This window comes from Corallococcus macrosporus, assembly GCF_017302985.1.
GTDB classification, from domain to species: Bacteria; Myxococcota; Myxococcia; order Myxococcales; family Myxococcaceae; genus Corallococcus; species Corallococcus macrosporus_A.
Window position 1 is genome coordinate 285,407 of sequence record NZ_JAFIMU010000006.1, and the last position, 22,913, is coordinate 308,319.

Below are 22,913 nucleotides of genomic sequence, written 5' to 3' on the forward strand. Positions count from 1 at the left end.
GACAGACCCGGATTCCCTGTAACGTTCCCGGTCACAGCTCGGGATTCCCAGGCTCTGGCTGCCCTTCCCCGGTCCTGGCAGGGAAGCCGGTGCCTTGAAGTCAGCCGGGGAATCATCAACATTGCCGGCACACGCGTGCTTCCGGGCTTGCCCGGGCGCCTGCTCGCTCACACTGCCGGCAACATCTCCCCCGCGCCGGGCCGAAGGGCCCCGGCGGACGCCCCCGCGAGGCCCCCATGCTCGACCGTCCGATGTACCTGAAGCCCGATGTCGCCATCGAGCCCCTGTTCAACCAGTGGTACGTCTGGTGGTACCTCATCTCCCCCGCCACGGCGCCGCTGTTCGTGTCCCGCCTGCACCTGAAGCTGATGCAGTCGTTCGTCGCGAACCCGGACGTGCACGTGGCCGCGCTGCAGAACCCGGCGCTGATGGGCGGCCCCTTCATCAACCACCCCGTGTCGCGCGTGGGGGACGTGAAGGCGCTGCTGGAGCGCACCACCCGTGATCACGCGGACATGCTGGCCTACACCAAGGCCGTGTCGGACCTGGAGCAGCTCCTGGCCAGCTCCAAGGGCGAGTCGCTGGAGCCGCTCTACGCCAAGGTGCCGGAGATGCTCAAAGGCTACGTGGAGCTCACGTACGACCTGGCCCACCGGGCCAACGCCCGCATCATGGAGCCGCTGCTCTACCGCAGCAGCCTCTACAAGGAGTCGTCGCAGAGCATCTCGCTGATGCGCGTCTCCGGCGACGCCCGCAAGTACGTCTTCAGCACCCCGCGCCTGGAGGGTGACTCGCCCTTGTGGCTCCAGGTGCCCTTCCGGCACGAGGGCATCGACGCGCTCTTCCGCATGCGCCACACGCCGGGCAGCCCCGGCCAGGTGGCGGAGATGCTGGGCGTGCCCTCCTCCGCGGCGGACGCGTTCGCGGACCTCTTCACGGAAACCGCCCCGCGCAAGCCCGAGCCCTACACCGGCCCCGGCGTGCGCGTGCGCTACTTCGGCCACGCGTGCGTGCTGATGGAGACGCGGGAGGTGTCCGTCCTCACCGACCCCGTCATCAGCTACGAGTTCCCCACGGAGCAGCAGCGCTTCACCCACGCGGACCTGCCGGAGAAGATCGACTACGTCCTCATCACGCACGGCCATGCGGACCACCTGATGATGGAGACGCTGCTGCAGCTGCGTCACCGCATCGGCACCATCGTCGTGCCCCGCGCGAACGCGTACTCGCTGGCGGATCCGTCGCTGCGTCTGGTGCTGGAGAAGACGGGCTTCCGCAACGTGATTGAGATCGACGACCTGCAGGAGATCTCCATCCCCGGCGGGTCGCTGATGGGCATTCCCTTCATCGGCGAGCACAGCGACCTGGCGGTGCAGGCGAAGACGGCGCACCTGGTGCGGCTGGCCGGCCGCTCCATGCTGATGGCCGCGGACTCCAACGCGCTGGAGCCGCGCATGTACCAGCACCTGGCGCAACTGGTGGGCCCGCTGGACGCGCTCTACCTGGGCATGGAGTGCGAGGGCGGGCCGATGAGCTGGATGTACGGCCCGCTGCTCAGCCAGCCCCTGCCCCGCAAGATGGACCAGTCGCGGCGGCTCAACGGCTCCGACAGCGCGCGCGCCACGGAGATCCTCAACCACCTGAACCCGCGCGAGGTGTTCGTCTACGCCATGGGCCAGGAGCCCTGGCTGCGCCACGTCATGGTGCTCCAGTACGACGAGACCGCGCCCCAGATGATCGAGTCGAACAAGTTCATCGAGGTCTGCCGCGGCCGGAGCATCCCGGCCGCGCGGCCCTTCCTCACCATGGAGCGCGTCCTGGAGTAGTCCCTCCAGGCGGGCTCAGATCGTCTTGCGCCCCGGCAGGTCGAAGCGATCCAGCTCCATCACCTTGGCCCACGCGGCGACGAAGTCCTGCACGAAGTGGGCTTCGCCGTCGCGGGCCGCGTAGACCTCCGCCAGCGCGCGCAGCTGCGAGTTCGAGCCGAAGACGAGGTCGGCGGTGGTCGCCGTCCAGCGCAGCTCGCCCGTGGCCCGGTCGCGGCCCTCGAACACGTTCGGGGCCGTCTGCGAGCGCTTCCACGCGGTGCGCATGTCGAGCAGGTTGACGAAGAAGTCCGGGCTCAGCGTGCCCGGGCGCCGGGTGAACACGCCGTGCTGCGTGTGGCCGTGGTTGACGTCCAGCGAGCGCAGGCCGCCCAGGAGCGCCGTCATCTCCGGCGCGGTGAGCGTGAGCAGGCTGGCGCGGTCGATGAGCGCGGCGGCCGTCGTCGCCTCGGCGCCCGCGCGGACGTAGTTGCGGAAGGCGTCCGCCGCCGGCTCCAGGACGAGGAACGAATCCACGTCCGTCTGCTCCTGAGACGCGTCCATGCGGCCCGGGGTGAAGGGCACGGTGACATTGTGGCCGGCCTTGCGCGCGGCGGCTTCGACGGCCGCGGTGCCCCCCAGCACGATGAGGTCCGCCAGCGACACCCGCTTGCCGCCAGCCTGCGCGCCGTTGAACCGCTGCTGGAGTCCTTCCAGCGTGGTGAGCACCCGCGCGAGCTCCGCGGGCTCGTTGGCCTCCCAGTCCTTCTGCGGCGCCAGCCGGATGCGCGCGCCGTTCGCGCCCCCGCGCATGTCGCTGCCGCGGAACGTGGACGCGGAGGCCCAGGCGGTCTTGATCAGCTGCTGCGGAGACAGGCCGGAGCCGAGCAGCTCCGCCTTGAGCGTGGCGATGTCCGAGGCGTCCACCAGCGCGTGGTCCACGGCCGGGATGGGGTCCTGCCAGAGCAGGTCCTCCGCCGGCACCAGCGGGCCCAGGTAGCGCACCTTGGGGCCCATGTCGCGATGGGTCAGCTTGAACCAGGCGCGCGCGAAGGCGTCCGCGAACTTCGCCGGGTGGGCCATGTAGTCGCGCGAGATGCGCTCGTAGATGGGGTCGAAGCGCAGCGCGAGGTCGGCCGTGGTCATCATGGGCGCGTGGCGCTTGCCGGGCACGTGCGCGTCCGGGACGGTGCCGGCGCCGCTGTTGCCGACGGGCTTCCACTGGTGCGCGCCGGCCGGGCTCTTCGTCAGCTCCCACTCGTAGCCGAAGAGCGTCTCGAAGTAGCTCATGTCCCACTTCGTCGGCGTGGGCGTCCAGGCGCCCTCCAGGCCGCTGGTGGTGGCGTGCGCGCCGATGCCGGTCTCGTAGGCGTTCCTCCAGCCCAGGCCCAGCTCCTCGATGTTGGCGCCCTCCGGCTCGGAGCCCAGGTGGTGCGCCGGGCCAGCGCCGTGGCACTTGCCGAAGGTGTGGCCCCCCGCGACGAGCGCGACGGTCTCCTCGTCGTTCATCGCCATGCGCGCGAAGGTGTCGCGGATGTCGCGCGCGGAGCCCACCGGATCCGGGCGGCCGTTCGGGCCCTCGGGGTTGACGTAGATGAGGCCCATCTGCACGGCGGCCAGCGGGTGCGCCAGCTCGCGCTCACCGCTGTAGCGCTCGTCGCCCAGCCAGGTGGACTCCGGGCCCCAGTTGATGGGCTGCGGCTCCCATACGTCCTCGCGGCCGCCGCCGAAGCCGAAGGTCTTGAGGCCCATGGACTCCAGCGACACGTTGCCCGCGAGGATCATCAGGTCCGCCCACGACAGCTGGCGGCCGTACTTCTGCTTGATGGGCCACAGCAGGCGCCGCGCCTTGTCCAGGTTGCCGTTGTCGGGCCAGCTGTTGAGCGGCGCGAAGCGCTGTTCTCCGGAGCGAGCGCCGCCCCGGCCGTCGAAGATGCGGTAGGTGCCCGCCGCGTGCCACGCCATGCGGATGAAGAACGGGCCGTAGTGGCCGTAGTCCGCCGGCCACCAGTCCTGCGAGTCGGTCATCAGCGCGTGCAGGTCCTTCACCACCGCGGGGAGGTCCAGCTTCTGGAACTCCGCCGCGTAGTTGAAGTCCTCGACCATCGGGTCCGACAGCGCGTTGTGCTGGTGCAGCATCGCGAGGTTGAGCTGGTCCGGCCACCACTGCGTGTTCGTGCGGGCGCGGCGTGGGCCGTGCGCGACGGGGCACTTCGACTCGTCGTTCATGGGGTTCTCCTGGCGGGCTGCGGGATGCCGGATAGACCGGCACCGCGCGCGCGGGAACCCGGATGCGCGGACGGCCCCGGAGGCCGTTCGTTATCGAACCCCCCTCTCCTCCCGGGGGTTCGCGACAGCACAGCGCGTCAGCGACAGGACGGCTCGGGGCAACTCCGCTGAGTTTGCTATGAAGCCGCCATGTCCTCGGATTCCTCCGATTCCCGCCCTGTGCTGAGGGCGGTCCTCAACGTCCTGGTGGGCTTCCTCGAACTGCTGCGCGCCGTGCACCGGATTGTGTACGACGCGGCCCGCTGGTTGCGGCTGCGCTATGTGTGGCTCAAGCCCAGGCCGGGGGACATCTACATCTCCACGTACCCGAAGTCCGGGACGACGTGGATGCAGCAGATCGTCTACCAGCTCCTCACCCGGGGCCGGGGCGAGTACGAGCACATCCTCCAGGTGGCGCCGTTCCTGGAGGAGCTCATCCTCTCCCCCCGCGCGGAGCAGGTGCTGGATGGCCTGGAGCAGCCGCGCATCCTGAAGACCCACATGAAGTACGGGTTCCTCAGGCCGCCACCGGACAGCCGCATCATCTACGTGACGCGCGCCGCGCCGGACGCGCTCATCTCCCGCTACACGCACAACTGCGTGATGACCGGCCTGCGCCTGGACTTCGACAAGTTCGTCCAGAGGGTGCTGCGCAAGGACGAGTGGGGAGCGCACCTGGCCTCGTGGTGGCCGCACCGCACGGACGCGAACGTGCTGCACGTGCGCTATGCGGACCTCGTCGCGGACCGCGAGGGCTGTCTGCGCCGCATCGGCGCGTTCCTGGGCGTCCCCGTGGCGGACGAGGACCTGCCCCTGCTGATGGAGAAGACGAGCTTCGAGTACATGAAGCAGCACGACGCCCGGTTCGACCCGCGCACGGCGGTGTACGAGCCGAGGGAGCCGGGGACGGGCTTCATCAACAAGGGCGGCGTGGGCCGGGGCAAGCCGGCCCTCAAGCCGGAGCACCGCGCCCGGATGGACGCCCAGTTCCAGGCGGTCCGCCAGAAGCTGGGCATCACCGAGGACGCCATCTAGAAGCGGCGCCGGGTGCGCGGGCTTCAGTGCTTGCGGCGCTGGAGCTTGCGCAGGCCCGCGAGCAGCGCCTCGCCGTCCGGCGTGCCCAGGCCGGTGCACGCGTTCCAGAGCGTCTCGTGGCTCGCGAAGTAGGCGCCGTTGCCGCCCTGGGTGATGCGGCGGACGACGGGGGCGCCCTCGCTGACCAGCTTGTAGAGCTGGGGGTGCAGGAAGCCCACGCGCGCGCCCAGCGCCTCGTTGAGGCGGACGATGAGGCCGGCCCACATCGGCGCGGCGGCGCTCGTGCCCGCGGCGACGCCCTGCTGGCCCTTGAAGACGATTTGATAGCCGGTGTGCAGGTCCGCGTTCGCCGCGACGTCGGGCACGCCCCGGCCGGTGCCCCGGGAGACGGAGAAGGCGCCGTTCTTCCACGACGACGTCACGAGGTCGGGCACGCCGATGCCCTCCTGGTACAGCGGCAGCGCGTTCATGCTGCTGACACCGCCGCTGCTCGCGCCCGCGGCCGTGGAGGTGTTGCCCAGCGCGCCCATGGACATCGCCTCGCCCAGGCGGTTCCACACGCGCTCGTGGTGGAGGACCTCTCCCAGCGCCTCCAGCGTCGTGCCGCCGCAGCCCAGCACCAGCGCGCTCGCGGCCGGGTAGCTCGTCGCGGCCACGGTGATGGCGCCGGTGGGAGAGTGGCCATTCACCGGCACCTGCGAGCCCAGGTCGCCGGACGCCGCGCACACGGTGATGCCCAGGAGCGCGGCTTCGATGAAGAGGCGCTCGAAGGCCACCTCCTCGCCCTGCTGGATGAGCGACCCTTCATAGAAGGACCAGCTGGTGGTCAGCACCGACGGCAGGTTCTCCCGGTCGCTGATGGCCTCCGCCAGGACGCGGTGGTAGTCGCGCAGCGAGTAGTCCTTCGAGCCCGCGTTGTAGACGACGACGCGCGCGCCCGGACACACGGAGGCCACCAGCTCCACGTCCATGGTGACCTCCGCGTTGGAGGCGACATCGAGCCCCGCCTTGTTCGGCCCCACGTTCACCACCGGCGCCGTGCGCTCGACCCCGACCGACTTCAGGTACTGGGCCAGGTCCTCCGGCTTGTAGCCGCCCGCCAGCTCGATGATGCCGACGCACTGGCCCTCGCCCTGGTTGCGCGGGTAGCGGTAGAGGTTCGCCACCTGGGGCGCCGTGTACGAGCGCACGCCGGCCTGCTTCGCCACCTCCCGGGGCACGGGCAGCGCCGCGGCGTTGTGGGTGACGAGCGGCCGGGTGTCCAGCCCGAGCACCCACTCCGCCACGCCGTGCAGCGCGCGCGGCAGGGCCACCGGCTTCGTGTGGGTCAGGTAGGACGAGGGCCCGTGGGTGTAGCGCCGCAGGTCCACGCCGAAGGCCTTGCCCATCGCCGCCGGGGTCCCCTGGAGGACGACATAGCCGCGGGCGCGGTGCTCGGACACGACGCTCAGGCCTTGCTTCTTCGCGAAGGTGCGCACGGTCTTCAGGTGCTTCGGATCCGTGCCGTACTTCGCCTCGAACTCGTCGTGGGTGAGGGGGCGGCGCGGGGGATCCGCGCACAGCTGGGCCACGGTGGGCAGGGGCGACCCGTGGCGCAGCACCAGGGTCACCTCCACGGTGCCGGTGGCGGCGCGGCTCCGCAGAGGGGGATGCACGGACTCCGGGGACACACGCGCGCTCTGCGCCAGGGGGATGCGGACCATGCGCGGCTTTCTACCACGCGGAGTCCGGGCTCCCGGTAGCGGGGCCCCGTCATAGGCACGGGCGCGGGCCCCGGTTAGGCTCGCCCGCCTGCCCATGGACCGAGTCCTCCGCATCAAGCCCCACCTGCGCGCCGAGGTGCTCGACGCACGGCGCGTGTTCCTCGTCGGGGAGCGCGCCCAGTTCCTGCTGGAGGGCGAGCTGCACGCGAGCATCGTCCCCCTGCTGGATGGCCAGCGCACCGTGGCGAACGTCATCGCCGCGCTGGCGGGACGGGCCTCCGCGCCGGAGGTGCTCTACGCGCTGTCGCTCCTGGAGGAGCGCGGGCACGTGGAGGAGGCGCATGACGTCTTCGATGCCAGCGTCGCCGGCTTCTGGGAGTCCCTGGGCGTGGGCGCGGCGGTCGCGGCCGGGCGGCTCTTGGACATGTCCGTCGCGGTGCGGGCCGTCGAGGGCGAGGACGGAGAGCGGCTGGCGGAGGCGCTGCGCGACACCGGCCTGGACGTGCGCGAGGACTCGGACCGGCACGTGCTGCTGGTGGATGACTACCTGTCCTCGGAAGCGCTCGCCCTGGCCTGTGAAGCCCGGAGCGCGGGCGCCGCGTTCCTCCCGCTGAAGGTGTCCGGCACCGCGTGCCATGCGGGCCCGGTGGTGGGCACCGGCGAGCGTGCGTGCTGGACGTGCCTCACGGCGCGGCTGTTGGACAACCGCCCCATCGAGAAGTACCTCGCGCGCAAGAGCATCCCGCCGCAAGCCACGCGCCCGCCGCGCACGGGCCTGCCCACCACCGCGCAGGCGGGGCTGTCCTTCGCCGCGGCGCTCGTGGCCCGCTGGGTGGTGGACGGGCCCACCGGCGGAGGCCAGACGCGGCTGTGGACGCTGGACTTCGCCACCTGGAAGCTGGAGTCGCACGCGGTGACGCGGCGTCCGCAGTGCCCGGACTGCGGCGACCCGCACTGGCTGGAGGCGAGAGCGAAGGCGCCGCTGGAGCTGGCCTCGCGCCCCAAGCGCTTCACCGGCGACGGCGGCCACCGCATCCTCACGCCCGAGGAGACCTGGGAGCGCCACCGCCACCTGATCAGCCCGGTGACGGGCGTGGTGAGCGACCTGCGCGCGGTGCCGGGTGACGCGCCCCTGGGCCACATCCACTCCGCCGTCTTCCGCGTGTGCCCGTGGACGGACGCGCCGGCCTCCGACGACTTCCACCGCGTGGCCAGCGGCAAGGGCCGCACGGAGGCCCAGTCCCGCGCGGGCGCGTTGTGTGAAGCGCTGGAGCGCTACAGCGCGGTGTTCCAGGGCGACGAGCCCCGCGTCCACGCCACCGCGTCGCAACTGGGTGACAGGGCCGTGCCGCCGGACGCGCTCCAGCACTTCAGCGCCGCGCAGTTCCAGGCCCGGCTCGCCGAGCCCGGAGGCCCGGGCCGCCGCGACATGCGCACCGCGGTGCCCCTGCCCTACGCGGATCAACCCATGGACTGGAGCCCCGCGTGGTCGCTCACGCACGGGGTCCACAAGTACGTGCCCACGTCGTTCGCGTACCTCTTCACGCCCACGGCCTCGCGCGGAGACGGTCCGTTCTGCCTCTTCAACTCCAACGGCAACGCGGCGGGCAACTGCGTGGAGGAGGCCATCCTCCAGGGCTTCCTAGAGCTGGTGGAGCGCGATGCGGTGGCGCTCTGGTGGTACAACCGCCTGCGCCGTCCGCGCGTGGACCTGCGCTCCTTCGACGAGCCGTGGTTCGCGTCCGTGGAGGCGCACTACCAATCGCTCGGCGTCCAGCTGTCGGTGCTGGACCTCACGCACGACCTGGGCATCCCGGTGTTCGTCGCGCTCGCGTGGTCCCCGGAGCACGGGCGGGCCTGGGCCGGTTGCGGCTGCCACTTCGACGCGAAGCTCGCCGTGCAGCGCGCGCTCACGGAGGTGGCCCAGTGCTACGACCCGAAGGACACGGCCCCGTCGCCCTGGGACGCCCGCGCGCACGACGACGTCACCTGGCTCTTCCCGGACGACTCGGTCCCGGCGCGCGTCCGCGCCGACTTCCCGCGCGTGGGGCATGACGACCTGCGAGACGACGTGCGCGAGTGCGTGGCGCGGGCCGCGGGCGTGGGGCTGGAGACGCTGGTGGTGGAGCAATCACGGCCGGACGTGGGCGTATCCGCCGTGAAGGTCATCGTCCCGGGGCTGCGGCACTTCTGGCCCCGGCTGGGCCCCGGCCGGCTGTATGACGTCCCCGTGCGGATGGGGTGGCTGAAGGCCCCGAGGACCGAAGCGCAGCTCAACCCCGTGCCCTTCTACTTCTGAGCGATGGCGTCCGCCCTGCCCCCCAAACCCCGCATCCTCCTGGTCCAATGCGGCCCCGACCGGCGCCACGTGGACCGCGAGACCGAGGACTTCGACCCCGAGCGCGGGCTGGTGAAGCGCGCGACGATGACCCCGCTGGCCTGCGCGACGCTCGCGGCGCTCACGCCGGACACCTTCACCGTGGACATCTGGGACGAGGAGCTGCACGGGCAGGTGCGCGCGGACACGGAGCTGGGGGACTACGACGTCGTCGGCGTGTCGGTGATGTACTCCGCCCTCACCTACCAGGCGCGCTTCCTGGGCGGACTCTTCCGCGACCGGGGCGCCACGGTGGTCGCGGGCGGCCCCGCTGTCTCCGCCGCGCCGGAGGACTACCGGGGCTTCTTCGACGCCCTCTTCGTCAACGAGGCGGAGCGCACCTGGCCGCGCTTCCTCGCGGACTGGCTCGGCGGCGAGTACTCGCCGGAGTACCGGCAGCTCGAAAAGCCGTCGCTCAGCGAAAGCCCCCTGCCACGCTGGGACGCGGTCGCGGCGGACCTCCCGCGCTACGCGTGGGGCTCCGTGCAGACCACGCGCGGCTGTCCCTTCGACTGCTCCTTCTGCGACGTTATCTACCTGTACGGCCGCAAGCAGCGGCACAAGCCGGTGGAGCGCGTGCTGGACGAGGTGCGCGCCCACGCGGGTTTGGGGGCGGAAGGTGTCTTCTTCGCGGACGACGAGTTCATCGGCGACGCGGCCTACGCGAAGGAAGTGCTCGCGGGGCTGGTGCCGTTGAACCGCGCCCTGCCCCGCCCGCTGCGCTTCTTCACCCAGGTGACGATGAACCTGAGCCGTGACGCCGCGCTGCTGGAGGGCATGGCGGACGCGAACTTCTACACCGTCGTCCTGGGCATCGAGTCCTTCGACGCGGGCGCGCTCAAGGAGGCACAGAAGCACCAGAACGTGCGCGCGGACCTCGTGGGCGACCTCTTGCGCATCCAGGCGCACGGCATCGGTCCCCGGGGCAGCTTCATCGTCGGGTTCGACCACGACACGCCCACCGTCTTCGACTCGCTGCACGCGAACATCCAGCGCACGCACCTGCCCTGGGTGGTGGTGGCGCCGCTCCAGGCCCCGCGCGGCACGAAGCTGTGGACGCGGCTGCGTGCGGAGGGACGGCTCGCCACGCCACGCAAGGCGCACTCGCAGGACCGGGGCGCCATCGTGCTCAACGTGATGCCGCTGGGCATGACGCGGCCGCAGCTGCTCGAGGGCTTCCGAGACCTGGTGGAGCGGCTGTCCACCTGGGACGCCGCCTGCGAGCGCATCCGGGGCTTCATCGCCGGCATCCTGCGCCCGCCCCAGGTGACGGAGCGCGAGTGGCCGGAGGCCGTCACCGACCGCTTCCTGCGCGAGGCCTCCGCCGCCTGGGCCCTGACGCCCGCGGAGCGCCGGACGCTGGGGGACACGCTCGCGGAGGTGCGCCGCACCGCCCCCGCGATGCTGCCGCGCGCGGTGTTCTTCCTCGCGCGCAACCAGAACGAGCGCCGCCGGCACGAGCGCCTCTTCACGGACTTCGACGCGGTGCTGGCCGCCGAGCGCCAGGGCGACCTCGTCCCGGACACGCAGCCCGTCTACGTCCCGGCCACCTTCGCCACGGCGATGCGCGACGTGTTCCCGGACCTCTTCGTGCGGCTGAGCCGCGACCTGCCGGACCGCCGCGACGTGCCGGAGGCCTCGCGCGACGTGCTGGTGGACTTCGTCGCGCGCTGGGGCGAAGGCTTCCAGACGCTCCAGCCGCAGCACCACGAGTTCCTGCGCGAGCTGTGCGACCGCGCGGTGGAGGCCCGGGGCGGACGCGCGGGCACGCTGGAGGACGCGGAGGAGCAGTCCCTGCGCACCCAGGCCCGCCGCACCGGCCTGCTGGAAGCGCTGCTCAAGGACGTGCGCGACGAGCTCGCGAGCTGGGGACCCTGACGCATGCGCGACGGCCTTCACATCTTCGACGCGGACCGGCACGTCCTGGAGCCGCTGAGCCTCTGGGCGGAGCAGCTGGAGCCCGGCCTGCGCCGCCACGCGCCCCGGCCGGGACGGCTGCCGGACGAAACGCTGGAGGCGCGCGTGGAACGGCTGGGCCCCCAGGGACTGCTGCCCGTGCTGCCCCTGCCAGAGGTCGACGGCAAGCCGCTGTGGAACCACATGCCGGAGCGGGCCTGGGTGGAGTTCTCCGCGCGCTCGTACGCGCAATTGGGCCGTAATGAAATGCTTCAGCGGCCGGACGTGTACCTGGCCCAGATGGACCGGGACGGCGTGGACATGGCGGCCCTCTTCCCCACCTACGCGCTGCTGCTGGAGGGCTTCTCCCCCCTGAAGCCCCAGGTGGCCACCGCGTTCGCGTCCGTCTACAACACCTGGCTGCATGGCTTCTGCGCGCACCAGCCCGAGCGCCTGCGAGGCGTGGGGCTCATCAGCCGCCACGAGCCGGAGGCCATGGTCGCGGAAGCCCGCCGCGTCGCGGGCTTCGGCTGGCGCGCCGTCATGGTGCGCCCCAACCCCATCAACGGCCGGCTCCTGTCGGACGCCGCCTACGCGCCCTTCTGGGCGGAGTGCGAGGCGTTGTCACTCGCGGTGGTGCTGCACGGCAGCGGGCACGTCTATGTGCCCTCCGCCGGCGCGGACCGCTTCGACACCCGCTTCGCCAACCACGTCTGCGCCCACCCCATGGAGCTGATGATGGGACTGCTGGCGCTCCTCCAGGGCGGCGTGCTGGAGCGGCACCCGCGCCTGCGCATTGGCGCCATGGAGGCCGGCTGCGGCTGGTTGCCGTACTGGGCGTGGCGGCTGGACGAGGAATATCGCGCTGTAGGTGCAGAGGTCTCCGCCACCATCCGACAGCTCCCTTCCTCCTACCTGCGCCAGCACTGCTTCGTTTCCCTGGAGCCGGATGAACCGTACCTGTCTGACGTGGTGCGCCACCTCCCGGAGGACCGCGTGGTTTTCGGAACTGACTTCCCCCACCTGGACCACGGCGAGGATGTGCTGGGGTCGCTGCTGTCCTTGCGTGACGTGATGACCGAAAGTCGTCTACGAAAGGTTCTCTGGGAAAACCCGACTCGGTTCTACGGTGTGGAGCCGTGAGGCCGCACGAATGAGATTGTCGCTCGCCGAAGGTGTGGCGCTGCGTTGCCCCGACGCGGAGGACGCGCGCGTGGAGGGCCCTGGCCGCTCGCTGCGGTTGGGCCCGCTGGCCCCCGGTGTGCGCGCGGTGTTCGAGTCGCTCGCGGACGGAGGCATCCACGAAGCGGAGGTGCCGGCCGCCGCGGGCTCGGACGCGACGCTCGCGTGGTACTGGCTGGACCTGGCGGGCGACGGTGGCCTGCTGTCGTGGACGGTGGAGGAGCGGGGCAACCTGCTCCTGACGCTCACGCCCGCGTCCGCGTCCTTCCTGCGCCACCGCGCCACGTTCGACGCGACCCAGCCGCTGCAGCTGTCGCGCTTCGCGCACACGCGCATGGCGGAGGGCCGCGCGGTGCTGGACTGCCCCACGGTGCACGCCACCGCGGCGCTGCATGACCGGCGCGTGGTGTCGCTGCTCTTCGACATGGCCCGCCCCACGCTGCTGGCGCGGCTCAACCAGTTCAACACCGGCATCGAGTCCTTCACGCTGCGGGAGCTGGTGCGCCTGCTGGCGGAGACGGGCATCCTGGTCCCCAACGGCCTGGACGTGCCGGCGTCCGAGGAGACGCAGACGGCGCTGAAGCAGTGGGAGCCGCACGACCTGCTCTTCCACCTGCGCTCGCGCGGCTGGGGCCACCAGACGCGCGCCGGGGCCACCTACCGCTTCCGGGGCGAGCTGCCCAACCCGCCCGCCCTCAAGCCGTCGGTCATCCAGGAGACGGTGGAGCTGTACCGGCCGGACCTGGAGGCGCTGCGCGCGGGCGGCGACCGCTCCTTCACGGAGGTGGTGGAGGCCCGCCGCAGCCTGCGCGGCCGGGGCGCCACACCGCTCACCGTGCGGCAGTTGGGTGAACTGCTCTACCGCGCCGCGCGCGTGCGCGACGTGCGCAGCACCCAGGACGGTGAAATCACCGACCGGCCCTATCCCAGCGCGGGCGCGGTGTACGCGCTGGAGCTCTACCCCATGGTGGGCGAGTGCCAGGGCCTGGCCCCGGGCGCCTACCACTACGACCCGCTGGGCCACCGGCTGGAGAAGCTGAGCGGCCCCACGCCGGAGTTCCACGCGCTGCTGGACGAGGCCCGCGCGCCGGTGGAGCCCTACGAGCGGCCCGAGGTGTTGATGGTGGTGGCCGCGCGCGTGCCCCGGCTCGCGTGGAAGTACGAGACGCTGGCGTACTCGCTGGTGCTGCAGGACACCGGAGCGCTGGTGCAGACGCTCTACCTGGTGTCCACCGCGCTGGGGCTGCGGCCCTACGCGCTGGGCCGGAGCGACCCTGACTTCTTCCAGCGCGTGGCGGGCGTGGACGGCTTTGGCGAGGCCTCCGTCGGGGCCTTCGCGGTGTCGGGGGGCGATCCTCCGGAATCAGCCCCCTGAAAGGGCGACGGACGGCGCGGCGGCCTCAGCAGCAGGGGCTGCCGCAGCAGTGCGAACGGCCGTAGGTGTCGGTGAGGCTGGAGAGGGCCACGGCGTGGTCCGCCACGTCGGCCGGCTTCTTCGGCAGGTGCAGCTCCACCTCCGCGCTGTTCACCTTCCAGGTGCTGTCCGCCGCCGCGTCCTTCGCGGTGGAGGGGACGACCTTCAGGTGGATGCTGGCCGGCAGGTCGAAGTCGAAGCGCTTCTTGAGGGCCTGGCGCGGGTCCTTCTGGAGCGCCGCCTCGAACTCGGGCTCCTTCCACGCCAGCGCGACGGCGCGCATCCACACGGCCTGCCAGTCATTCACCGAGGCGGCCTGGCCCCCCGCGCTCCGCGTGGGCTTGCGAGCGACCGGGCGGGCCCGTGCGGGCGCGGGCGCGGCCTTCGACTCCGGCTTCTTCTTGCTCATGTCAGCGGTCTCCTCCCAGCGCATCCAACAACGCGCGGGCCTCCGAGATGGGCGGCGTTCCCCATCCTTCGGAGAAGGTACTGTAGACCGATTGCAGGCGTTGACGGGCTTCTTCCTGATGTCCGGAGGCCAGGAGCACCCGCGCCAGCGCCGTGACGGCCTGCAGCTCCCGCATCCGGGCCCCCTGGGCGTGCGCCACGTCCGCCGCCTGCCGGAAGCACGCCTCCGCGGAGGCTGCGGTATTTCCATCCCGTTGCAACAGCGCCAGCCCCTTGACGCGCAGCAGCTTGGACTCGTGGTACGCCTCGCCCAGGGCCTGGGCGCGCTGCCGGCCGTGCTCCACCGTGGCGAGCGCCGCGTCCACGTGGCCCAGCTCCAGCTCCAATTCCGCGAGCATGGCGTAGTAGCCCGGCTGGTCCATCTCCGTGCCGAACGCCTCGCGCATGGCCACGCCGCGCCGCATCGCCGCCAGGTCCTTCGCGGCCCACCCGCGCAGGATGCCCACGTAGGCGGACTGCTCCAGCAGGCCGTAGCGGTGGGACAGCTCCGCGTGCTGGGTGATGAGCTGGTGCGCCTCCGCCCGGTCGCCGTGCTCCTGCGCCATCAGCAGCAGGTAGATGAACGACAGGCCGATGCTGGTGCCGTGGTTCAGCTCGCGGCCCCACGCCACCGCTGCCTCGCCGTGGGCCTTCGCCTGGTCCGGGAAGCCCAGCAGCCACAGCCCCCGGCACAGCACGGACTCGCCGCCCACGCGCGTGTCCTGGCCGTAGAGGATGCGGTGGATGCGGTGCGCCTCCGGGTCGAACAGCGCCAGGCAGCGGTCCGCCTTCGCCTTCGCCTCGCCCAGCCGGCCTTCCAAGAGCTCGATGTTGGAGAGGATGGTGAGCGCCACCGCCTCCTGCCCCGCGTCCCCGTTGCGCTGCGCCAGCGCCACCAGCCGGTCCAGCAGCCCGCGTACCCGGCGCTGGTCACCTCCCAGGTGGTAGAAGATGGAGAGGACCCACAGCGTCGGGGCCGCGTAGGGGCTCTCGCCCACCGTGAAGAGCAGCTCCAGCGAGCGCTCCGCCACGGTGCGCAGCTCCTGTGAGCGCCAGCCCTGCGTGGACATCAGCGCCGGCGCGAGCACGCCGTTGAGGCTCAGCTCCAGTTGCGCGCGCTCCACCGGGTCGTCGATGGCGTCCAGCCACGACAGGCCCAGCCGGGCGAAGAGGATGGCCTCCAGGTACGCGGAGCGCACCAGCGCGGCGAACGCGGCCTTCTGCGCGTAGAGGATGGCCTTGCGCTTCAAGTTCGCGGAAGCCCAGTGGTGCGCGAGCAGGTCCGGCCGCGACTCCACCATCTCCGGGAAATGCGCCTCCAGCGCCTCCGCCGTCTTCGCGTGCACCTGCTGCCGGTACCGCTTGAGCATGGAGTCGTAGGCCGCGTCCCGCACCAGCGCGTGCTTGAAGAGGTACACGGGCCCCTTCGGCCGTCGCTTGCGGTGCAGGAGCCCCGAGCCCACCAGCCGCTCCAGGTCCGCCTCCAGCGCCTCCGGCGTCAGCGGGCTCACGTGGCGCAGGAGTTCGTGCGTCAGCTCCCGTCCCAGCACGGAGGCGATCTGCGCCGTCTCCTTGCCGCGGCCCAGCCGGTCCAGGCGCGCGACGAGCAGGTCCCGCAGCGTGCCCGGCACCGCCGCGCCCACCTTGCCTGCTTCCAGCGCGAAGCGGCCCTCTCGCTCCACCAGCGCGCCGGACTCACGCAGCGTGCGCACCAGCTCCTCCACGAACAGCGGGATGCCGTCCGTGCGCGAGAAGATCTCCTCCAGCGCCTCCGCGGACAGCGGGCCTCCCACGGCGGCGGTGGCCAGCCGCTCCACCTCCGCGCGGGCCAGGGCGCCCAGCTGCACCTGCGTCACGGACGAAGCGGCCCAGGGCGGCTCGAACTCCGGCCGCGCGCTGAACACCGCGAGCAGTCGCGACGAGGACACCTCCTCCACCAGCGCCTTGAGCAGCTCCAGCGTGGAGGGGTCCGCCCAGTGCAGGTCCTCCATCGCCAGCACCACGGGCTGGCGCTCCGCCATCGCGGCGAGGAGCGCGAGCAATGCGTTGCGCGTGAGCTCCCGGTGCTTCAGCGGGGAGACATCCAGCGGCGCCCAGCGCTCCGGCGGCAGCGGCAGGGACAGCAGCGACGCGAACAGCGGCAGCGTCTCCGGCAGATCGAAGCTGTAGCCGGAGAGCAGCGCCTCCAGGCCCGTCAGCCGGCCCTCGGGGGGCAGGTCGCGGTTCGGGTCCAGCATCCGCGTGAGCAGGTCCACCACGGGCATGTACGCCTGGCCCGAGCCGTCCTGCGTGCAGCGGGCCTCCAGCCACGTATGGGGTTCCGCGCCCAGCCGGTCCCCCAGCTCGCGCGTGAGGCGCGACTTGCCGATGCCCGGCTCGCCGGAAATCAGCACCGCCTGCCCCTGCCCCGCGCGCACCTGCTCCCAGCGCGACAGCACCAGGTCCAGCTCCCGCGCGCGGCCCACCAGCGTCAGCGCGTCGTCGGCGCCGCTCCACGTCGCGTCCGCGCCCTGGAGCACGAACGTCTCCAGGCCCGGAGGCAGCAGCTCGTTCGGGGACGCGGGCACGCGCTCCAGCGGGAAGTGCTTGCGCACCAGTTGCTGCGTGTCGCCCGTGACGAGGATGGCGCCCGAGGGCGCGGAGGTGGACAGCCGGAAGGCCAGTTTCGGCGTGGTGCCCACCACGAAGCCCAGGCCGGAGAGCGTGGGGTCCCGCTGCTCGCGCGACACCACGAGGCCCGTGTGCAGGCCCACGCGGATCTCCACCCACGTGCCGCGCTCGGCTTCAATCGCGCGGCCGCGCCGCCGGACCTCCGCCACCATGTCCAGCGCCGCCTGCGCCGCGCGCCGCGCGTCGTCCTCCCGCGCCGCCGGATAGCCGAAGTAGAAGAGGACGATGTCGCCCAGCGCGCTGGCGATGTGGCCGTTGTAGCGCCGGGCGATCTCGATGCAGACCTCCTGCTGGGCGCCCAGCACGTGGTCCAGCTCCTCGATGTCCACCGGCCCCGGCGACGTCTGCGTGGCGGACAGCGTGCAGCACACCACCGTCAACTGGCGGCGCTCGCCTTCCGCCCAGCGGCGCGCGCGCGTGGACAGCGCGTTGGGCGTGCGGCTGGACAGCTCCACCGTCGCCGTCTCCGCGTTGGGGGCCGCGGGCTGGATGCGCACGGGCGCGGGCCGGCGCGGCAGGTTGGACACGTCCACCGCCTCCAGCTGGCGCAGCAGCACCTCCGCGGACACGGTGCGCTGGGACGGGTCCTTCGCGGTGACGCGCTGGAGCAGCTTGCCCAGCGGGTGCGCGGCGATGGCCGGGGGGATGGGCACCGGCTCCGTGGAGAGCTGCTGGAAGATGACCTCCGCGACGGTGGCGCCCTCGAAGACGCGCCGGCCGGTGAGGCACTCCAGGAAGACGAGCCCCCACGCGTACAGGTCCGAGCGCGGCGTGGGCGCCTGCCCGCGAAGCTGCTCCGGCGCCGCGTACGACGGCGTGCCCAACGACTCGTTGGTGGACGTGATGCGCGGCTGCGGCTCCGCGCGCGTCAGCTCATCCGTCACGGACCCGATGCCGAAGTCCAGCACCAGCGCGTTGCGCCGGGCGCCGGTGGGCACGACCATGATGTTCGCGGGCTTCAGGTCGCGGTGCACCACGTTCTGCGCGTGCGCGCACGCCAGCGCGTCCAGCAACTGGAGCATCAGGTGGCGCGTCTCCACCGGATCCAGCACGCCCTCCTCCGCGAGCACCTGCGCCAGGTTCTTGCCCGGCACGAACTCGAAGATGGAGTAGACGGCGCCGCCCTGCGCCCTCCCTGAGTCGATGAGCCGCACGATGTTCGGGTGGTGCATCTGCGCGCACAGCTTCATCTCGCGCTCGAAGCGCGCGCTGCGGCGCTCCACGGACTCCGGCGTCGCGCCGTCCGTCAGGCGCAACAGCTTCACCGCCACGTTCTGGCCGGTGGTCACCTGGCGGGCCTTGTAGACGCGGCCGAAGCCGCCCTCGCCCAGTTCGGACAGGAGCTCGTAGCGGCCCTGGAAGGCTTCCAGCAGCTGGGGGTCCATGGGGTTCTTCATCGCGTTCCCGAGCCTCGCTCCATTGATGACCGTCCCCCCCGCCTGGGCAGGGTGATGACGAACTCCGTGAACTCACCCGGCACCGTCTCCATGCGGAAGGTGCCCTGGTGGCCCTGCACGATGATGTCATGGCTGAGCGACAGCCCCAGCCCCGTCCCCTGCCCCGGTGGCTTCGTGGTGAAGAACGGGTCGAAGATTCTCGCCGCGCTCTCCGCGGGGATGCCTGGCCCGTTGTCGCGCAGCCGGACCTCCACCTGCTCCTGACGCGCGAGGGTGCGAACCTTGAGCACCGGCGCGTACGTGGCGCCCTGGGCCTGGCGCTTCTGACGCATGGCGTAGAGCGCGTTGTCCACGACGTTGATGATGACGCGGCCCACTTCCGCGCGGCTGAGTTCCAGCCGGCCCACGGCCGGGTCGTACTCGGCCTCCAGGCGGACGGTCAGGGGCTCGCCGCGCATGCCGCCCTGTCCCAGCGCGACGCTCTCCGCGACCAGGGCGTTGAGCTCCACCGGCTCGCGCGGTCCGGGCGAGCGGCGCGCGTGCTGGAGCATGCCCTGGATGAGCGCGTCCGCGCGGCGGCCGTGCTCGTTGATCTTCTGCACGTTGGTGCGCAGGCACGCGAGCGCCTCGTCCACGTCGCGCACGGAGTCCGGCGTCAGCCGTTCGCGCTGCGGCTCCATCACCGCGGCCAGGTCCTCCGTGAGGCCCACGGAAAGGCCGGCGAAGTTGCTGATGAAGTTGAGCGGGTTGCGCAGCTCGTGCGCCATGCCGCCCACCATGGCCGCGAGCGAGGCCAGCTTCGCGTCCATGATGAGTTGCATGCGCTGCACCGTCTCCTGCTCGATGCGGCGGTAGAGCCGGGCGTTCTCCAGCGCGAGCGCCGCCTGCCCCGCGAACGCGACGAGGAAGTCCAGGTCGTCCTCGGAGAAGCTCTGGGGCGTGGAGACGTTGTCCACGTACAGCACGCCCAGCACCTCGTCGCGGGGCTTGAGCGGCACGCACATGGAGGCGCGGATGGAGCTGAAGATGACGGACTCCGAGGCGCCCAGGCGCGGGTCGTTCACCGCGTCGGAGAAGAGCGCCGCCACGCTCCTGCGCAGCACGAAGTCCACGATGTTCTGGCTGTAGATGGGTCCGCGCACGGCCGTGCCCTCGGCCGTCTTGGTCACGCGCGGCTCCAGCTTCCCGGTGGCGTCGTCCAGCAGCAGGATGACGCCCCGGTCCACGCGGAGGATTTGAAACGCCAGGTCCAGCACCTTGCCGGGCAGCGCCTCCAGGTCGTCCGTGACGGACAGCAGCTTCGCCACCTCCTGGAGGATGCGCATGCGCTCCCGGGCGCGAGTGGCCGTGCTGGCCGCCTCCGCCGCGGACCGCTCCGGGTCGGACACCGCCTGCACCAGCGTCTTCAGCGGCACGCGGGTGAGCGCGCGCGTGAGCTGGGGACGGGGCTCGTCGGACGCGCCGGCCGAAGCGCCGGCCTGGCCCGGGGCCGTGGAGGGCGGGGGTTCGTGGGTGAGCAGGAACACGAGCTCGCCCAGCGTCAGCGTGTCACCGGGGCGCAGCTCCTTGCGGCGGATCTGCACGCCGTTGACGAAGGTGCCGTTCTTGCTCTGCAGGTCGGTGACGAAGAAGCGCCCGTCGGCCGGCTCGATGCGGGCGTGCTGGCGCGACAGGCTGCGGTGGGGGATGCAGATGCCCTGGTCGTCCGCGCGGCCAATGGTGACGGGCGCGTCCCCCAGCGGGAAGGACAGCTCATCCGGCTGCCCTGGGTTGTAGACGAGCATCGGCACGGCCTGGGACCCCCTCCGGGGTGGCAGCCTAGCCGAAAAGCCCGGGCGCGGACGGCCCCGGCCGACTCAGAAGGTCCTGCGCCGCAGCACCGACGCGTCCAGCGACGCGAGCGAAGGCCGGCCCGAGAGCGCCAGGGCCAGCGCCAGCTCCTCACGCAGGAGCGACAGCAGGTGGCCCACGCCCTCCTCCCCACCCGCCGCCAGCCCCCAGTACACCGGGCGGCCCACGAGCACCGCCTTCGCGCCCAGCGCCAGGGCCTTGAGCACGTCCGTGCCCCGCCGGATGCCGCCGTCCACCAGCACCTCGCAGCGGCCCTTCGCGGTGGCCACCACCTCCGGCAGCGCCTCCAGCGGAGGGATGGCGCCGTCCAACTGCCGGCCGCCGTGGTTGGACACGATGACGCCGTCCACGCCCGCCGCCACCGCGCGCGCCGTGTCCTCCGCCGTCAGCACGCCCTTGAGGAGCACCGGCAGCTTCGACACCGAGCGCACCCACTCCACCGCCTCCCACGTGAGCGAGGGGTCGAAGTCCCGCGACGCATGCGACGCGATGCCGGACTCACCGGAGACGCGGGCCGCCAGCGCCGCGGTCACGCCCGCGTCGAAGTTGGCCGCGCGCACGTGGGCCGGCAGCCCGAAGCCGCTGCGCATGTCCCGCATCCGGCGGCCCAGCCGGGGCGTGTCCACCGTGAGCACCAGCGCCTTGTAGCCAGCGGCCTCCGCGCGGCGGATCAGCGCCGTCGTCACCGCGCGCTCGCGGAAGCAGTACACCTGGAACCAGAGCGGCCCCGTCGCGGCGGCGGCCACGTCCTCCAGCGTGCGGCTGGCCATGGTGCTCACCACCATGAGCCCGCCCAGCGCGCCGGCCGCCCTCGCGGTGGCCACCTCGCCGTCCGGATGCGCCAGGGCCTGGTACGCCATGGGCGCGACGCCCAGCGGGTGCGACAGGCGCGTGCCCAGCAGCTCCACGGTGGTGTCGCAGCGGGCCACGTCCACCAGCACGCTGGGGCGCAGCCACCACGCGTCGAAGGCCTTCCGGCTGTCACGCAGGGAGCACTCGTCGTCGCTCCCGCCGAACACGTAGTCGAAGACGTCCGCGGGCAGCCGCGCGCGGGCCTGGTGTTCGTACTCGTCCAGGCAGAGGGGGCGCGCGGCGGGGCCGGTCACGCCTGCGCCCGGGCGTAGTCGCGCTCCACCGCCTCGAAGAGGGCGCGGATGTTGGCGCCGCCGAAGCCGCGGGCCTGCTGGCGCTGGATGACCTCGAAGAACAGCGTCTGCTTCGGGTGCTCCGAGCGGGTGAACGTCTGCAGCAGCGTGCCCCACGCGTCGCGGTCCACCAGGATGCCCAGCTCCCGCAGGGGCTCCAGGTCAAAGTCCAGCGCGCCCAGCCGCGCCTCCAACCGCTCGTAGTACGGCGCCGGAATCTCCAGGAACTGCGTGTGCCGCCGCAGCTCGCGCACCGCCACCACGATGTCCGTCGTGAGCAGCGCGATGTGCTGCACGCCCGGGCCGCCGTTGCGGCGCAGGAACTCGCCAATCTGCCCGGGGTTCTCCGCGGACAGCGGCTCCTGGAGCGGCAGGATGATGCGCGTGGACGGGCTCTGCACCACCTTGGAGTTCATCCCGCTCTTGCGCGTGTGGACGATCTCCTCGTGGGACTGATGGAAGCCGAAGACGTGCTGGTAGAAGCGCACCGTCGCGTCCAGCGTGCCCGGCTCCAGGCAGATGGCCAGGTGATCCAACCCGGCGAACGGCTCCGGCGTCACCGACACCACGGACTCGCACGGCACCAGGCCCGGCGGCACGAACGCACCCACCGCCGCGTCGGACTGGAGGAACGAGTGCACCAGGTCCCCCACCGTCGCCACGGTGGCCTGGAGCATGGACCGCCCCTCGCCGTCCAACCCCTTCACCGGCTCGCGCAGCGGCCGGGCACCGCGCTGGGTGACGTGCCCGAAGGCGCCCACCGCGTCACGCGTGCGCAGCGCGATGTCCCGCACGCCGTCGCCGTGCCGCTCCACGAAGCCCGAGGCCGGGTGGTCCGGGGTCAGCCCCTGCGTGAGCAGCAGCCGCAGCGTGCCCTGCTGCAACAGCACGGAGCGCCTGTCCACGAGCCCCGTCTCCGGGCCCCCTTCCGCGACGCGGCGGAAGCCCATGCGGTCCGAATAGAAGCCCGCTGCGCTCGAGACGTCGGCGACGCACAGCTCGACGTACTCGATATCCTCGAAAAACATGACTTGGGCCCGTTCCGGTAAAGTCGAAATTCGTTGGATGATAAATGATTCAGGGGACGACGGGATCCCCCTTTCTTCACCCCCCGTGGACTTTCCGGAGCTGCGTCCGGGGACGGCCGGACGGCGAGCTAGGCGGCGCTCGCGGCGGGAGCCAGGAGGCCCCGGTCCCTCAGCGTGTCGAGGATGCGCTCCAGCCCCGCCTCCACCGTCTCCGCGTCGGAGCGGACGGTGATTTCCGGGGACTCGGGCGGCTCGTACGGGTCCGACACGCCGGTGAAGTGCGGGATCTCCCCGGCCAGGGCCTTCTTGTAGAGGCCCTTCACGTCACGGGCGATGAGCGCGTCCAGGCTGGCCTGGACGTAGACCTCCAGGAACGGGATGCCGGCCTGGGTGGCCAGGGCGCGCACCTCGTCCCGGGAGCTCTTGTACGGCGAGATGGCCGCGGTGATGACGCCCACCTCGTGCTTGGCCAGCACACGCGCCACGTAGCCGATGCGCCGGACGTTCTCCTCGCGGTCCGCGCGGCTGAAGCCCAGGCCGCGGGAGAGGTACGTGCGCACCTCGTCCCCGTCGAGCAGCTCCACGCGCTGCACGGGCGACAGCTGCCTGGCCACCGCGGTGGACAGCGTGCTCTTGCCCGCGCCGGACATGCCGGTGAACCAGAGGATGAAGCCCGGACGCTGTTGCATCGCCAT

14 protein-coding genes are annotated in these 22,913 nt (G+C 71.9%); 6 read left to right on the forward strand and 8 right to left on the reverse strand.

Annotated features, from left to right (window positions below; genetic code table 11):
• Positions 1–236 precede the first annotated feature (236 nt).
• Positions 237–1,826, forward strand: a complete 1,590-nt coding sequence (locus JYK02_RS10940) for an MBL fold metallo-hydrolase (protein ID WP_207050866.1) — start codon at positions 237–239, stop codon at positions 1,824–1,826.
• Positions 1,827–1,841: 15 nt separating this feature from the next.
• Here the strand turns inward: JYK02_RS10940 and katG are convergent, their stop codons facing one another.
• The gene (katG, locus tag JYK02_RS10945; protein WP_207050867.1) at positions 1,842–4,034 is read right to left on the reverse strand and encodes a catalase/peroxidase HPI; all 2,193 of its coding nucleotides are present in this window, start codon (positions 4,032–4,034) and stop codon (positions 1,842–1,844) included.
• Between the two features lie 189 nt (positions 4,035–4,223).
• Between katG and JYK02_RS10950 the strand changes: the two genes are divergently transcribed.
• Positions 4,224–5,108: a sulfotransferase domain-containing protein gene (locus JYK02_RS10950; protein ID WP_207050868.1), complete on the forward strand. Its 885-nt coding sequence runs from the start codon at positions 4,224–4,226 to the stop codon at positions 5,106–5,108.
• Between the two features lie 23 nt (positions 5,109–5,131).
• Here JYK02_RS10950 and JYK02_RS10955 read toward each other — a convergent pair whose 3' ends face one another.
• Entirely contained in the window at positions 5,132–6,811 is a 1,680-nt protein-coding gene (locus tag JYK02_RS10955) for a S53 family peptidase (RefSeq protein ID WP_207050869.1), read from the reverse strand.
• Between the two features lie 94 nt (positions 6,812–6,905).
• Here JYK02_RS10955 and JYK02_RS10960 point away from each other — a divergent pair, with 94 nt between their 5' ends.
• The 4 genes from JYK02_RS10960 to JYK02_RS10975 are packed head-to-tail and all read left to right on the forward strand — an operon-like array spanning position 6,906 to position 13,641.
• On the forward strand, positions 6,906–9,110 hold the full coding sequence (locus tag JYK02_RS10960) for a TOMM precursor leader peptide-binding protein (protein WP_207050870.1): 2,205 nt from the start codon (positions 6,906–6,908) through the stop codon (positions 9,108–9,110).
• Positions 9,111–9,113: 3 nt separating this feature from the next.
• Complete coding sequence (locus JYK02_RS10965; protein WP_207050871.1) at positions 9,114–11,066, forward strand: radical SAM protein; 1,953 nt, start codon at positions 9,114–9,116, stop codon at positions 11,064–11,066.
• Between the two features lie 3 nt (positions 11,067–11,069).
• Positions 11,070–12,227, forward strand: coding sequence for an amidohydrolase family protein (locus tag JYK02_RS10970; RefSeq protein WP_207050872.1), 1,158 nt, complete (start codon positions 11,070–11,072; stop codon positions 12,225–12,227).
• Positions 12,228–12,237: 10 nt separating this feature from the next.
• Positions 12,238–13,641 carry a SagB family peptide dehydrogenase gene (locus JYK02_RS10975; protein ID WP_207050873.1) on the forward strand — a complete coding sequence of 468 codons (1,404 nt, stop codon included), beginning with the start codon at positions 12,238–12,240 and terminating at the stop codon, positions 13,639–13,641.
• Positions 13,642–13,666: 25 nt separating this feature from the next.
• On the opposite strand, the gene JYK02_RS10980 is transcribed toward JYK02_RS10975, so the two are convergent.
• The 6 genes from JYK02_RS10980 to cysC all read right to left on the reverse strand — a co-directional run bounded on the left by JYK02_RS10980 (position 13,667) and on the right by cysC (position 22,907).
• The gene (locus JYK02_RS10980; RefSeq protein WP_207050874.1) at positions 13,667–14,089 is read right to left on the reverse strand and encodes a BMA_0021/BMA_0022 family TOMM bacteriocin; all 423 of its coding nucleotides are present in this window, start codon (positions 14,087–14,089) and stop codon (positions 13,667–13,669) included.
• Between the two features lies 1 nt (position 14,090).
• Complete coding sequence (locus JYK02_RS10985) at positions 14,091–18,182, reverse strand: TOMM system kinase/cyclase fusion protein (RefSeq protein WP_242588647.1); 4,092 nt, start codon at positions 18,180–18,182, stop codon at positions 14,091–14,093.
• 8 nt (positions 18,183–18,190) lie between these two features.
• Positions 18,191–19,978, reverse strand: a complete 1,788-nt coding sequence (locus tag JYK02_RS10990) for an ATP-binding protein (RefSeq protein ID WP_207051095.1) — start codon at positions 19,976–19,978, stop codon at positions 18,191–18,193.
• Positions 19,979–20,050: 72 nt separating this feature from the next.
• Positions 20,051–21,151, reverse strand: a complete 1,101-nt coding sequence (locus JYK02_RS10995; RefSeq protein ID WP_207050876.1) for an alpha-hydroxy-acid oxidizing protein — start codon at positions 21,149–21,151, stop codon at positions 20,051–20,053.
• Positions 21,148–22,218 (reverse strand): 4-hydroxyphenylpyruvate dioxygenase, encoded by a 1,071-nt coding sequence (gene hppD, locus JYK02_RS11000; RefSeq protein ID WP_207050877.1) that lies wholly within the window; start codon positions 22,216–22,218, stop codon positions 21,148–21,150. The genes JYK02_RS10995 and hppD overlap by 4 nt, the downstream gene beginning before the upstream one ends.
• Positions 22,219–22,346: 128 nt before the next feature.
• Positions 22,347–22,907, reverse strand: coding sequence for an adenylyl-sulfate kinase (gene cysC / locus JYK02_RS11005; RefSeq protein ID WP_207050878.1), 561 nt, complete (start codon positions 22,905–22,907; stop codon positions 22,347–22,349).
• Between the last annotated feature and the right edge of the window lie 6 nt (positions 22,908–22,913).

Excerpts from the sequence above, each read along its gene's own strand:
- JYK02_RS10990 (WP_207051095.1), bottom strand. The coding sequence starts at position 19,978 with ATGCTCGTCTACAACCCAGGGCAGCCGGATGAGCTGTCCTTCCCGCTG.
- JYK02_RS10980 (WP_207050874.1), bottom strand. The coding sequence starts at position 14,089 with ATGAGCAAGAAGAAGCCGGAGTCGAAGGCCGCGCCCGCGCCCGCACGG.
- cysC (WP_207050878.1), bottom strand. The coding sequence starts at position 22,907 with ATGCAACAGCGTCCGGGCTTCATCCTCTGGTTCACCGGCATGTCCGGC.
- JYK02_RS10970 (WP_207050872.1), top strand. The coding sequence starts at position 11,070 with ATGCGCGACGGCCTTCACATCTTCGACGCGGACCGGCACGTCCTGGAG.
- JYK02_RS10975 (WP_207050873.1), top strand. The coding sequence starts at position 12,238 with ATGAGATTGTCGCTCGCCGAAGGTGTGGCGCTGCGTTGCCCCGACGCG.
- hppD (WP_207050877.1), bottom strand. The coding sequence starts at position 22,218 with ATGTTTTTCGAGGATATCGAGTACGTCGAGCTGTGCGTCGCCGACGTC.
- JYK02_RS10940 (WP_207050866.1), top strand. The coding sequence starts at position 237 with ATGCTCGACCGTCCGATGTACCTGAAGCCCGATGTCGCCATCGAGCCC.
- JYK02_RS10960 (WP_207050870.1), top strand. The coding sequence starts at position 6,906 with ATGGACCGAGTCCTCCGCATCAAGCCCCACCTGCGCGCCGAGGTGCTC.
- katG (WP_207050867.1), bottom strand. The coding sequence starts at position 4,034 with ATGAACGACGAGTCGAAGTGCCCCGTCGCGCACGGCCCACGCCGCGCC.
- JYK02_RS10965 (WP_207050871.1), top strand. The coding sequence starts at position 9,114 with ATGGCGTCCGCCCTGCCCCCCAAACCCCGCATCCTCCTGGTCCAATGC.
- JYK02_RS10950 (WP_207050868.1), top strand. The coding sequence starts at position 4,224 with ATGTCCTCGGATTCCTCCGATTCCCGCCCTGTGCTGAGGGCGGTCCTC.
- JYK02_RS10955 (WP_207050869.1), bottom strand. The coding sequence starts at position 6,811 with ATGGTCCGCATCCCCCTGGCGCAGAGCGCGCGTGTGTCCCCGGAGTCC.
- JYK02_RS10985 (WP_242588647.1), bottom strand. The coding sequence starts at position 18,182 with ATGGACCCCCAGCTGCTGGAAGCCTTCCAGGGCCGCTACGAGCTCCTG.